The following is a 12,220-nucleotide window of genomic DNA, read 5'->3' on the forward strand; positions in this document are numbered from 1 at the left end:
CAATTAAAATAATTATAAATTATTAATGATAATCATTATTATTTAATAATAACTTAATTATAGAGCCATGAAATAACTAATTTCATCGCAGAGCTAGACACAACTGATTCTACCAACGCAGCTATAGCCGCAATTCCAATAAATAATAGAAACACGACAACATATTGAATGAATGGACGCAATGTTGGTTGTTGTATTCTCCTAGAAAATAGCTTTTGGAATAAAGCTAATGAAAATATCATTGCAACGCTGCTTGCTAATAAATAAATGGGGATGACAAACAAGTTTTGTGGTGCAATAGATGCAGCAGCAAAAACTAAACCTTTCCATCCTAATTGATTAACAAAAAAACCAACAGAAAAACCAACGACTACTCCCTTAATAAACATTAATATCCAGATAATCGGTACGCCAATAACAGATAAACCTAATATAAAAAATAAGAGTAGGTATTGTAAATGATAGGAAAAGGTTGTTTTAAAAAGTTCCTGTTTCTCTACCGTTGACCCTTCTAGTAATTGATTCATAAATTGATCAAGATAAAAATAGAGATCTTGTTTCTGAACAAAATCCATACTGTTTACAATAACTGCTCCAAAAATTATACCGATTAAGAACAAAACTAGCATAAAAAAATAAACAAGGCGATATTTTTTTACATGGACTATTACATAATTGTTATTGCGATTCATAGACTCCCTCCACTCCTACCATAAAGACTAGTGACTATAGTAAGAATCTATGAGCGGTGTTTATTAAATAGACCAATTACTTACTCAACTTGCTCAGCAAAAAAATAAGGCTAGTCATTGACTGTTTTATTTTTAAAGTATATCTGTTATGGCTACACAATCTTTACAACTATAGACTCTCTCGTAATTTAACGCTCTTTTGTATAAATAATAATTCAACTTATGCCCCAGCATGAAGTATTTGTAAGGATCTTTATATAAATGGGCATCTAAAAGAACTTTTGCCACGCTCCTCAAGTGAAATGGGCTCCCTTTCCGCAGGAACGGGCTGAAGATCCTCTCCTCTATAGAAGCGCTCTTTGCTTCTATAGATAGCTGAGGTTGTGTCCACGGCAAGGGAGACTATTTGCTACCGTAGCGTGTCTAGAGTTGTAAGACACTTACGACACGACGGAGTTTCTCTCCAGTGCGTAAGATGAAATATAATGATGATTACGAAGTCAACTTAAACTTTGAATTAAGTGGCTTTTTAGTTATAACAAGACTTAAATGCCTTTTCATTATGTGATAGTTGTGTTATCTATTTGTTTAAAATATTCTTAATCCGATTTAATTTGACCATACCTACCTCCGCCACCTGCTTTAACCTTTTGTTTTCCTTCACGCATTTGTAAAATTTGCTTCGTTATTGGTTGTGTAATAATTTCCGTTAACTCTGCTTCTGAAGCATGGTGAATGATATTCATTTCTGTACCAAATGTATCAAGAAGCTTTTTAACTGTTTTTGGACCCAACCCTTTAATATATTCTAAAGGAACTTGATGCACATACGGAACACGGTGTATAGGGTGTTCGTTTGTATCCTTTAATTCCATAATTCGATCCGCAACACCTTTTATAATCCCGTTATGACCACATGTTTTACAAATGGTACCATCTACTTGATCAGACAAACACAGTTTGCAGACAGTCGTATGGTATTTACCTAGTAGCGGGTTCATTCCATAGTTCACTAATACTTTCCTGTTTTCTACTCGATGCAAGGCCCACGTTAATTCTTTAAAGCTGGGTTTTTCTACTTGAATTTTTTGGTACTCTCTAGCAATTTTTGCTAAAGAGTGCGCATCAGAATTAGTTAAATAAGTATACGCATGCAATTCTTTAATTGTGTCAGCCATATCAGTATCAGAACTTAATCCTAATTCGATTCCATCAATTAAGTCAGGATCAAAAACTTCAGTTAATGATTGATCAACACCTTTACCATATAGACTTTTAAATGGCGTAAATACATGCGCTATAATGAACAAACCTTCTAATTCTTTTACTTTATATTGTAAATCTTTGGCCGACCCATAATACCGTTGCGAACTTAAATTTATATTGGTCATTTTAGTTGATAACCACTCCGTGAACTGTTTCATTTTATCCAAGTCAGGGAGAAAACATAGAACATGAATAGGTCCCTGACAATTTTCATCATAGACTTCGATTTCAGAACCTAAAATTAATGTAACCTCTTCAAATCTTATACCACCATCTGTTATCTCTTCTGCTTTATTTGCTTCTAATAGTTCTTCTAATTCCTCCTGTACGGAAGGGACATGACAATCAATCACACCAATCAATTGAATTCCTTTTTTACGACTTGCTTCTATTAAAATATTTGTCAGTGTTAACGTTTTAGAACCTGTTATCTTAACAGGCTTGTTGTGATAATCACGTCCTATATGTATATGTAGGTCGACGTATATAGTCTGTAACGACATGTGAGAACCTCACTTTTTCAATAGTTGTTTAAGATACATTAACGCATATACTGTTTTTGCATCATGAATTTTCTGTTCTGCCATTAATGCTTCCGCTTCCTCTAAAGTTAATTCCATTAATTCAACAAATTCATCTTCATCCAAGGATTTTGCCTCTTCTACTGGTTTAAGTTTGTCTGTGAAATAGATATATAAAAGCTCATCAGCAAAACCTGGTGATGAATAAAAAGATGTAACAAGTTCTAATTGATCCGTTGTATAACCTGTCTCCTCTTCTAATTCACGTAAAGCTGTTACTTCTGGTTTTTCTCCCTCTTCCAATTTCCCTGCAGGTATTTCTACCAAACTTTTTTCTAATGGTTTACGATATTGTTCAACAAAGACAATCTTATTTTCTTCTGTTAGTGCTATAATTGCAACCGCACCAGGATGTTTAATAATCTCTCGTTTCGAAGTCTTTCCATTTGGAAGTGTTACCTCATCAACTTGTAGATTTACCACTTTTCCATTAAAAATGTTTGTTGTTTGGATCGTTTTTTCTTCAAGTTTTTTCGTCATTGTCATGCACTCCTTTCGACTACTTTTCTTTCATTTATTTTAACATAGCAATTGCAAGAGTTGTATTTCATTGTGTTTCTTTTTACAATTGTATTATCTATAAAGGAGAGGACGATTATTCATGAAAAAAAACCGATTAGGAAATTCTGATTTATTTGTTTCTGAATTAGGTTTAGGCTGTATGTCTTTAGGAACAAATCAACAAAAGGCCACTAACATTATTACAGCAGCACTTGATCAGGGGATTAACTATTTAGATACAGCTGATTTATATGACAAAGCGGAAAATGAAGCAATTGTTGGTAAAGCATTAAAAGGAAAGAGAGAAGATGTTATTTTAGCAACCAAAGTAGGGAATCATCTTAACGAAGATGGTACATGGTTTTGGGATCCTTCTAAGGCATATATCAAAGAACAAGTAAAGAAGAGCTTACAAAGGTTACAAACGGACTACATTGATCTCTATCAACTCCATGGAGGAACGATTGACGATCCAATTGATGAAACCATAGAAGCGTTTGAAGAACTTAAAAAAGAAGGCCTCGTTCGCTATTATGGTATGTCTTCAATCAGACCAAATGTTATTCGTGAATATGTGAAGCGATCTTCGATTGTATCGGTAATGATGCAATACAGTATGTTTGATCGAAGACCTGAAGAAGAATTATTAGCTCTATTAGAAAAAAACAACATCAGCGTCGTCACTAGAGGTGCTTTAGCAAAAGGTATGTTAAGTGATCAAGCACAAGAAGTTGTTAAACAAAAAGGAAATGATGGTTATCTTGATTATAGCTATGAAGAGTTAGTAGCAATGACAAATGCATTAAGTAAAGAAACCAACACTTTATCTGTATCTGCCTTGCAGTATGTTCTGCATAAACCGGCCGTTGCAAGTGCAGTAGTTGGCGCGAGCTCAACGAAACAATTACTGGATAACGTAAGACTTAAAAATGCTACACCATTGTCTGAGTCCACTTATCAAGCTTTACAACAGATATCAAGACCAACCACCTATCAAAACCACAGATAAATAAAAAGCATGGGATAATTAATCCCATGCTTTTTATTTAAACTTTTTCCAATTCAAGTCACTTTCTCCTAAAAGTTCTTCAAAGCTTTTATTTGCTTCTCGTTCTTTTCGGTCCGCTATCTTTTGCTTTCGTATCTTTTCTATTTTATCCACTTCTACTTGTTTCAACAATTCCTTTTTACCTTGTAAAGCTTTAACTATAGCTGGATCTAATCTATCTTTCAAACTGTTTTCTTCTTGTTTTTTACTCATGCTGGCACTTCCTTTGTTACTGTTTGCATCGAGATAATTGGATTTAACATTCCTGCTGGACTTGATAACCGAAATCCATTCCCGATAAAATCAAGTTTTACTTTTGTTTCAAAAAACATTTCATGGAATGAATCTACTATAACGTCATATTTAGAACATGCTACGTCCTTATCTTTTTCTTTCTTTTTATCGGTGAAACGAATTGTCGGAATGCCACTAACACTACAATCACAGCCATCATTATCATACAATAGCAACAAGTATTTTTGGTTTTCACTATTTAGTACTATTAATTTTTCTAATGCTTCTTCTGTAATCGTTAAATTCATCGGAGAACCCTCCATTTTTGTCTATATTCTTAGTATAAAAATTTCTGTTCAAAAATGCAACGATCTTATTTTTTACTGAACTGATTACGCAATAAGCGTTCAGCTAATCCTGGGAAGATATGATAAAGTCGACTACCAAACTCCATCCATCTTGGCAAGTTAATTTCTCGTTTTTTTCTAAATAGTACTTTGACAATTTGATCGACTACTTGATCTGGTTCAATCATAAAATCTTTCACATTTTCTTGATAATTTCCTGTTGGATCAGCTACATCAAAAAAGTTCGTCCGTACTGGTCCAAGGTTAACCGTCGTTACAAGTACACCTTGTTTCTCTACCTCTAAACGAAGCGCGTTACTAAAGCCTAACACAGCATGTTTACTTGCACTGTATGCAGATGACTTAGGTGTAGCAATTTTACCAGCAAAGGATGCAATATTTATGATATGCCCTTGTTTCTTCTTGATAAAATGTGGTAAAAAATAACGAATCCCTTCAATTAAAGCTAACACATTCACTTGAAACATCTTTTCTATATCGTGGTAATCCGCATCCTGAACAGCATCAAAAATTCCAAATCCCGCATTATTTACCATGGCATCAATCGTCTGATGGTTTGCTTCAATCTTTACTAAGCACGATTGCAAAGATACCTTATTAGATAAATCAACAATATAATATGTACATGTAATCGGATAATCCTGTTCTAATTTAATTTTAATCTTCTCTAGTTTATCACCAGACCGTGCCAATAGAATTAGATTTGCACCAGCCATCGCTAGCCTATGTGCTAAAACTTCCCCAATGCCACTTGATGCACCGGTAATCATTATCGTCTTGTTCGAAAAATCTCTCATTTATGTCCCTTTCTTGTATACACGAATTCTTACTATTAATTATGCTATTTATTGAACGCTACTGCAAATAATAGCCTTATTGGCTTTACTACGAAAACCAATAACTTATCTCTATTTTGAATTGCTCAGTTGCTTGACAATTTTTTTAAAAAAAGAGGATCAATACCTTCTTGATTCTAAAAAAATAATTAAATCAAAATAAATTTTCTTTCATCTAAGCTTGGAAAGCCTGTTCCACCTTACTTCCACTTTTTGTTCATGACGATTAAAAACCCTAAAATAATATTGTTACTGTCGTTTTTGTTTACAATTTCTTAAGATATCACTTACTTTCAAATTGACTTTTTTTTAGAAATATAACACAATCATAAAGAATACCTTATCTAGAGGTGAAAAAGAGTGAAAACAATTATTTATGCACACCGTGGAGCTAGTAAACTAGCACCGGAAAATACAATGCCGGCATTTCAACTTGCTTATGAACAAAACGCAGATGGAATTGAAACTGATATTCAATTAACTAAGGATCATATTCCTGTGTTAATTCATGATGAAAGCGTAAGACGAACAACCAATGGAACGGGGTTTGTCCAAGACTATACATTCGAGGAGTTACAAAAATTAGATGCTGGCTCTTGGTTTTCAGAGTATTATGTCAATACATCCATCCTATCACTTGAAGATTTTTTATATTGGTCAATGGATAAAAAAGTATTACTTAATTTAGAATTAAAAACAAATATCATTGCATATAGGAACATTGAAAAACTTGTCTATGATTTATTAAAAAAATACAATAAAATAAATCAAACAGTTATTTCTAGTTTTAATCCAAACAGCATAAAAAAAATGCATAAAATTGATCCAAGTGTAACAACAGCATTATTGACTTCAAATAGAATGACGGAATTATTTACTTTCACACAAAAACTTGGTGCTAATGGCTTACATATTAAATATCGCTTATTAAATCGAGCATTTATAGCTAAAGCAGAATCTAAAGACTTATATTTGGCTTGCTATACAATAAATCGATCTGCTCAAATGTTGCGCTGTTATAAATTAGGGTTACGTGCAATTTTTACCGACCTACCCCATGTTGCAATTGAGACAAGAGAATTATTTGAACAAGATATATTAGAATAAGCAGGCAGTTAGCAGTTGGAACGAAAATTATGCGACCTATGTGCAGACATAATTCGTATTGGCCAAATGTAGCAATTGATGATTTAAACACTACATTTGAACCACCAAAACAATATAGTCGAGGATGGTAATGAATGAAACTACAATTTTTAGGTACTGGAGCGGGCGTTCCTTCTAAAGAACGCAACGTATCTGCAGTCGCACTAGACCTTACGCAAGAAAGAGGCACAACTTGGTTATTTGATTGTGGTGAAGCAACACAACATCAAATATTAAACACGAACATCCGACCGCGTAAAATAGATAAAATTTTTATTACACACTTGCATGGTGACCACATATATGGTTTACAGGGTTTTCTTAGTAGTCGCTCGTTTCAAGATGGTATAACTCCTGTTACTATATACGGGCCAAAGGGCATAGAAGCATACATCACTGTTAGTCTAGAAGTTAGTCAAACACGTCTTCGCTATCCGCTTTATTTTCATGAAGTTGAAGAAGGCATGTTATTTGAAGATAGCAAGTTTAACGTTTATTGCAAAAAGTTGGAACATGGTATTGACTCTTATGGCTACCGAATTGTAGAGAAGGATTCATCTGGGGAGCTCTTAGCCGAGAAATTAAAAGCGATAGGAATTCCACCTGGGCCAATTTATCAACAAATAAAAGAAAATGAAACAACTATCCTAGCTGATAACAGCACGATTAACCGAGCCGACTTTATTGGCCCTAATAAAAAGGGGCGAATAGTGAGCATTTTGGGAGATACAAGATATTTTACTGAAATAGCTGCATTTATTAGAGATAGTGATGTCCTAGTTCATGAAGCAACTTTTGCTCAAGATGAAGAAGAAATGGCATATAACTATTACCATTCCACAACGAAACAAGCAGCGGAACTTGCTCGATCAGGAGCTGTCAACCAGTTGTTATTAACCCATATTTCTTCTCGTTATCAAGGGGAAGCAATTACTCAATTAGAAGCAGAAGCAACAGCTATCTTTCCTAATTCAAAAATTGTAGCTGATTTACTTGAGTGGGAAATCATTCAAAAGTAAGAAAAAAACGACATACTAAATAAGCACAATTCTTTTTCTAATAATAGAGAATTGTGCTTATTTTTTATAATCATCTAGGTAATCTTTTTGAAAGCTTGTGCGTGGTTGGCTTTTATCTTCTACTTGTTTTATTTTTTTAAACGTATTTTCTCCGTATCTTTCAGTTAACTTTTCCATTGTTTGAAAGAGTTTTTCTTTCGATGCCGCTTTCTCATACGTAAATAAATTGAGCTGTTGGCTAATTTCTTTCTTATCCACCAGGTCTTGGACAGTTACTCCTAATAAACGTATTGGATCCCCATTCCAGTGCTTTTCAAACAAATTATTACTAATAGAAAAAATCGTCTCTTCTTCTTCAATAAATTCAGACAATTTAAGACTTCTTGTAATCGTTTTACGGTCATGAAATCGAATCGTGATTTGTACGTGTTGTCCGACTACTTCTTTTCGTTTTAATCTCGCAGAAACCTTCCGCGCTAGTTTTCGGATTAATTTCTGGATTTCTCTATCATCAATTGTATCTTCAGGTAATGTCTCAGAATTACCAATACTTTTAAAATCGTAAATTGCATCTGGATCAACAGGCCTTAAATCAATTCCATTAGCACGATTTTGAAGCCGTTCACCATTAATGCCAAGCAAACGTTTTAGACTATATGTGTCAGCTTCAATTAAATCTTTAATGGTAATAATATCAACTTTATTTAACTTCTCTGCTGTTTTAGCACCAATTCCGTGCATTGCATCTACAGGTAGTGGCCAAAGTTTTGTTGCTAAATCACGTTTTCGTAAAACAGTAATTCCCATCGGCTTCTTCATATCTGAAGCCATTTTCGCTAAAAATTTATTTGGAGCTATACCTATACTGCAAGGTATATCTAATTCATCAATAATCTGTTTTTGTAAGCGTTCAGCTATTTCGATAGGCGACCCCAAGGCAACACATTCGGTAATATCCATATACCCTTCATCAATTGATACTGGTTGCACACAAGGTGTAATTGCTGCAAGCATTTTAAACATTTCACTTGATGCTTTACGATAACGATCAAAATTTGGGCGCATCACAATTAAATTAGGACAAAGCTTTTTCGCTTCCCATAAAGGCATTGTCGTTTTTACCCCTTTTGCTCTTGCTTCATAGCTACTCGTCACTACTATTCCCCGACGTTCTTCCGGGTTGCCTGCAATAGCAAGCGGTTTCCCTTTTAATGAGGTGTCATAAGCTGCCTCTACTGATGCATAAAAACTATTCATATCTACATGAAATATTACTCTTCCATTTTTTGGATACCATTTAGACATAGGTCTCTCCCTTTAAAAGAACATTCGTTCTAAATTAATTATAACACGATCTTTATTATTATGGCTAATTGGTTATCGTTCAAAGTAGTAGCACAAAAAAACGTCCCTCAAATACTTAGAGAGACGTTTTAAGTATTTATTTACTAGGTGTTGCTACTTCTTCGATAATTGAAACAATAAATTCGGTAACTTTGATTAAATCTTTTACTGGCATTCTTTCATTTGTTGTATGAATATTTTCATACCCAACAGCTAAATTTACTGTTGGAATACCAAATCCTGCAATTATATTGGCGTCACTGCCACCACCACTTGTTTTCAGTGTACTGTTACGTCCAATACGTTTAGCTGCACGCTTAGCAATTTCTACAACATGATCCCCATCTACTTGCTTATAGCCAGGGTACATAATAGTACTTTCAACTTCTACTTTACCGCCCATTTCAGTCGCTGCATCCTCAAAAGCATTTTTCATCTTTTGAACTTGTATTTCCAGTTTCGCTGGATCAAGTGAGCGGGCTTCTGCTAAAATCTCAACATAATCACATACAATATTTGTTTTTTGACCACCTTCAAAACGACCGATATTAGCAGTAGTTTCGTCATCTATTCTTCCTAAAGGCATTTTTGCAATTGCTTTTGATGCAATTGTTATTGCAGAAACACCTTTTTCTGGCGCTACACCTGCGTGCGCAGTTTTCCCTTTAACAATCGCAACAACTTTAGCTTGTGTTGGAGCTGCAACAATAATGTCACCAACAACGCCATCACTATCTATTGCATAGCCAAACTTGGCTTTTAAAAGATTTGTGTCCAACTCTTTAGCACCAACTAGGCCAGATTCTTCACCAGCTGTTATCACAAATTGTATTTCACCATGCGAAATATTTTTCTCTTTAAGTAATCGTATAGCTTCAATTATTGCAGCTAAACCTGCTTTATCATCTGCACCTAGTATCGTTGTACCATCAGAAACGATGTAACCATCCACTATTGATGGCTTAATACCTTTTCCAGGAACAACTGTATCCATATGAGATGTGAAATAAATCGTATCCGTGTCGGTTGCGTTATTACCTTTCAATGTGCAAATAAGATTACCTGCCCCATGTCCAGTCTTATTTTTACTATCATCTTCTACCACATCTAAGCCTAAATCAGTGAATTTCTTTCTTAAAACCTCAACTATTTCATTTTCTTCTTTTGTTTCTGAATCAATTTGTACTAATGTTATAAATTCTTCAATAAGTCTATCTTGATTAACCATTTTATTTACTTCCTCCTCAATCGTAAAACAAGTTTCACTAATTACGTTAGCGAACCAATTATCAATTGTCAATTTTAACATACGGAAAAAGGTTGTACCTTTTGTTAATTCACGATAAAATACTTAGTAGTAATGTGTTTGAAGGAGGCGGAAAAAAATGGCGAGTAAAACAGTATCAAACGAACCAAGAAAACTCTCAAAACGTCAAAGACGAAATAAAATAATTGTCTATATAATGATTCTTGCTATGGTATTATCAACATTCACTATGGGGCTAGCATATCTAGTAAATTAAAACAATAAACCAGCCAATATTCTTGGCTGGTTTATTATTTAATCGCTCCTGCTTCTCTTGCAAGACTTTCAAAATTCTTGTCAGACCTTAAAATCCATACTTTTGTACCTATAGGGACTTGTTCATAAAGCTTTTCAACATTTTTATTTAACATACGAATACACCCAGCAGAAACATTCTTTCCAATCGATTCCGGTTGATTTGTTCCATGAATACCATACGTTCTTCCATCTGTCTCTTTTGCATTAAATCCAATCCATCTTGATCCAAGTGGATTATTTGGGTCACCACCAGGAATATCCTTTTTTCGATAATAAGGATCGATTGCTTTAACAATTATCGTATGGATACCGTTTGGTGTCAATTCCTCTGTAGCACCCGTTGCAACTGGATAAACTTCTTGTACTTTACCTTCGTTTACAAAAGCTAATTGATTACTTTGTTTATTAACGATTACAAATGGCGCATTCAAACTCGGATTTTCTCCTAAAGGCCACAGTGGAGAAACTATCAAAATGACGGTGAGCATGATTAATTTCATTTTAATCCCTCATTTATATGTTTCCCCTAGTATCTACAATCAAAATGTAATTATGTCTTTAACTACATTTTCGTTAATTTCTCTGGCGTACGTGCTTTTTTAATCTCTAAATATTCTTCAATTTCATGTAACAATTGAAATAGATTCGCTCTTGATTCAAATTCTTCTCTCGTTTTAGGAAGATCATCTTCTTCAAATTGTTTTTTTAAATCATCAACTGAATCTAAATGTTTTTTAGCATTATTTCCAGGTTGTACGGCTTCAGCTAGATCATCAAAAAAGCTACCAATTCGATCAGCTTGTTCCGTTAACTCATTCATTTGACTTATAACCGGCAACATTCGTTTTAGTAAATCAAATTGTTTTTTACGCATTTCAAAGTAATCTTTATATGGATGTTCTTCTCGTAATAAATGATTTTCGGCATCTCTTGACACAAATAAATCAGCTTGTCGAAACAACTTTTCTGTTTCAATAAGTTCTTTACCAGTCCAGGTTTTTTTACCTTCATGAAGATATATGGCGATTTCTTCCAAAATTTGTTGAAAGTTTTTCTCCACCTTTTTGCGTAAAGATTGTAATTTCGATTCCAAACTTGGCATGTATAAATTTAAAAGTAATGCTGAGCCAATTCCAATAGCAATTAATAATACTTCATTCAAAATTAATTCCCAAGTAATAGAGGCAGCACTATACAAATGTAATAAGATGACGGAACTAGTAACGATACCTGGTGTTAAGTTTAACTTGATTGTTGTTGGAATAAAAACTAACAATAATATACCAATAGATATTGGATGATAACCTACCGTTTCGAAAATAGCAAATGAATAGATCATTGCAATTAGACACGATCCAAAACGATGCCAAGCACTTAAAAAAGATCTTTTTCTTGTTGTCTGAATACATAATACCGCGATAATTCCTGCTGATACAAAATTGTCTAATTGAAATAGTTCTGCAAGCCAAATTGCTAAAGGAGTCGCAATAGCAGTTTTAATCGTTCGGTAACCAATTTTCACAATTTTTGCTCCCCACTTAATCATTTCTATTTCACATAGTATAATGCATAAGTATAGAGCAAATCCCTGTTCTCGTAAATACAAGCACAGGGATTTGCG

General features: G+C 34.0%; 14 protein-coding genes. 4 read left to right on the forward strand and 10 right to left on the reverse strand.

Going from position 1 to position 12,220, the window contains the following annotated elements; all coding sequences use genetic code 11:
• Window positions 1-53 precede the first annotated feature (53 nt).
• The 3 genes from spoIIM to D2K60_RS16785 form a co-directional block, all read right to left on the reverse strand.
• A complete protein-coding gene (gene spoIIM / locus D2K60_RS16775) occupies window positions 54-692 on the reverse strand; it encodes a stage II sporulation protein M (protein ID WP_117169300.1) in 639 nt (212 codons plus the stop codon).
• Window positions 693-1,291: 599 nt separating this feature from the next.
• Window positions 1,292-2,461: an endonuclease Q family protein gene (locus D2K60_RS16780; protein WP_117169299.1), complete on the reverse strand. Its 1,170-nt coding sequence runs from the start codon at window positions 2,459-2,461 to the stop codon at window positions 1,292-1,294.
• Between the two features lie 9 nt (window positions 2,462-2,470).
• Window positions 2,471-3,019, reverse strand: a complete 549-nt coding sequence (locus D2K60_RS16785; RefSeq protein ID WP_117169298.1) for an NUDIX hydrolase — start codon at window positions 3,017-3,019, stop codon at window positions 2,471-2,473.
• A 121-nt stretch (window positions 3,020-3,140) separates the two neighbouring features.
• On the opposite strand from D2K60_RS16785, the gene D2K60_RS16790 reads away from it, so the two are divergent.
• A complete protein-coding gene (locus D2K60_RS16790; RefSeq protein ID WP_117169297.1) occupies window positions 3,141-4,049 on the forward strand; it encodes an aldo/keto reductase in 909 nt (302 codons plus the stop codon).
• Window positions 4,050-4,082: 33 nt separating this feature from the next.
• On the opposite strand, the gene D2K60_RS16795 is transcribed toward D2K60_RS16790, so the two are convergent.
• From D2K60_RS16795 to D2K60_RS16805, 3 genes are all read right to left on the reverse strand, one after another.
• Complete coding sequence (locus D2K60_RS16795) at window positions 4,083-4,301, reverse strand: YqkE family protein (RefSeq protein WP_117169296.1); 219 nt, start codon at window positions 4,299-4,301, stop codon at window positions 4,083-4,085.
• Complete coding sequence (locus D2K60_RS16800) at window positions 4,298-4,630, reverse strand: iron-sulfur cluster biosynthesis family protein (protein WP_162880730.1); 333 nt, start codon at window positions 4,628-4,630, stop codon at window positions 4,298-4,300. Before D2K60_RS16800 ends, D2K60_RS16795 begins: the two co-directional genes overlap by 4 nt.
• Before the next feature lie 65 nt (window positions 4,631-4,695).
• Window positions 4,696-5,487 (reverse strand): SDR family NAD(P)-dependent oxidoreductase, encoded by a 792-nt coding sequence (locus D2K60_RS16805; RefSeq protein WP_117169294.1) that lies wholly within the window; start codon window positions 5,485-5,487, stop codon window positions 4,696-4,698.
• Between the two features lie 399 nt (window positions 5,488-5,886).
• Between D2K60_RS16805 and D2K60_RS16810 the strand changes: the two genes are divergently transcribed.
• Window positions 5,887-6,633: a glycerophosphodiester phosphodiesterase gene (locus tag D2K60_RS16810; protein ID WP_117169293.1), complete on the forward strand. Its 747-nt coding sequence runs from the start codon at window positions 5,887-5,889 to the stop codon at window positions 6,631-6,633.
• A 134-nt stretch (window positions 6,634-6,767) separates the two neighbouring features.
• Window positions 6,768-7,691, forward strand: coding sequence for a ribonuclease Z (gene rnz, locus D2K60_RS16815; protein ID WP_117169292.1), 924 nt, complete (start codon window positions 6,768-6,770; stop codon window positions 7,689-7,691).
• Between the two features lie 57 nt (window positions 7,692-7,748).
• Here rnz and D2K60_RS16820 read toward each other — a convergent pair whose 3' ends face one another.
• Together D2K60_RS16820 and D2K60_RS16825 are read right to left on the reverse strand one after the other, a co-directional pair.
• Window positions 7,749-8,996 (reverse strand): DNA polymerase IV, encoded by a 1,248-nt coding sequence (locus tag D2K60_RS16820; protein WP_117169291.1) that lies wholly within the window; start codon window positions 8,994-8,996, stop codon window positions 7,749-7,751.
• 136 nt (window positions 8,997-9,132) lie between these two features.
• Window positions 9,133-10,263 (reverse strand): M20/M25/M40 family metallo-hydrolase, encoded by a 1,131-nt coding sequence (locus D2K60_RS16825; RefSeq protein WP_117169290.1) that lies wholly within the window; start codon window positions 10,261-10,263, stop codon window positions 9,133-9,135.
• A 157-nt stretch (window positions 10,264-10,420) separates the two neighbouring features.
• On the opposite strand from D2K60_RS16825, the gene prli42 reads away from it, so the two are divergent.
• Window positions 10,421-10,558 carry a stressosome-associated protein Prli42 gene (gene prli42 / locus D2K60_RS21180; RefSeq protein WP_162880729.1) on the forward strand — a complete coding sequence of 46 codons (138 nt, stop codon included), beginning with the start codon at window positions 10,421-10,423 and terminating at the stop codon, window positions 10,556-10,558.
• 34 nt (window positions 10,559-10,592) lie between these two features.
• Here the strand turns inward: prli42 and D2K60_RS16830 are convergent, their stop codons facing one another.
• Both D2K60_RS16830 and D2K60_RS16835 read right to left on the reverse strand, forming a co-directional pair.
• Complete coding sequence (locus D2K60_RS16830; RefSeq protein ID WP_117169289.1) at window positions 10,593-11,099, reverse strand: L,D-transpeptidase; 507 nt, start codon at window positions 11,097-11,099, stop codon at window positions 10,593-10,595.
• Between the two features lie 62 nt (window positions 11,100-11,161).
• Complete coding sequence (locus D2K60_RS16835; RefSeq protein ID WP_117170349.1) at window positions 11,162-12,124, reverse strand: aromatic acid exporter family protein; 963 nt, start codon at window positions 12,122-12,124, stop codon at window positions 11,162-11,164.
• Between the last annotated feature and the right edge of the window lie 96 nt (window positions 12,125-12,220).

It is taken from the genome of Paraliobacillus sediminis, assembly GCF_003426055.1.

What these genes read in the sequence shown, in the direction of transcription:
- D2K60_RS16830 (WP_117169289.1), bottom strand. Translation starts at nt 11,099, where the DNA reads ATGAAATTAATCATGCTCACCGTCATTTTGATAGTTTCTCCACTGTGG.
- spoIIM (WP_117169300.1), bottom strand. Translation starts at nt 692, where the DNA reads ATGAATCGCAATAACAATTATGTAATAGTCCATGTAAAAAAATATCGC.
- rnz (WP_117169292.1), top strand. Translation starts at nt 6,768, where the DNA reads ATGAAACTACAATTTTTAGGTACTGGAGCGGGCGTTCCTTCTAAAGAA.
- D2K60_RS16795 (WP_117169296.1), bottom strand. Translation starts at nt 4,301, where the DNA reads ATGAGTAAAAAACAAGAAGAAAACAGTTTGAAAGATAGATTAGATCCA.
- D2K60_RS16800 (WP_162880730.1), bottom strand. Translation starts at nt 4,630, where the DNA reads ATGAATTTAACGATTACAGAAGAAGCATTAGAAAAATTAATAGTACTA.
- D2K60_RS16780 (WP_117169299.1), bottom strand. Translation starts at nt 2,461, where the DNA reads ATGTCGTTACAGACTATATACGTCGACCTACATATACATATAGGACGT.
- prli42 (WP_162880729.1), top strand. Translation starts at nt 10,421, where the DNA reads ATGGCGAGTAAAACAGTATCAAACGAACCAAGAAAACTCTCAAAACGT.
- D2K60_RS16805 (WP_117169294.1), bottom strand. Translation starts at nt 5,487, where the DNA reads ATGAGAGATTTTTCGAACAAGACGATAATGATTACCGGTGCATCAAGT.
- D2K60_RS16790 (WP_117169297.1), top strand. Translation starts at nt 3,141, where the DNA reads ATGAAAAAAAACCGATTAGGAAATTCTGATTTATTTGTTTCTGAATTA.
- D2K60_RS16785 (WP_117169298.1), bottom strand. Translation starts at nt 3,019, where the DNA reads ATGACGAAAAAACTTGAAGAAAAAACGATCCAAACAACAAACATTTTT.
- D2K60_RS16825 (WP_117169290.1), bottom strand. Translation starts at nt 10,263, where the DNA reads ATGGTTAATCAAGATAGACTTATTGAAGAATTTATAACATTAGTACAA.
- D2K60_RS16820 (WP_117169291.1), bottom strand. Translation starts at nt 8,996, where the DNA reads ATGTCTAAATGGTATCCAAAAAATGGAAGAGTAATATTTCATGTAGAT.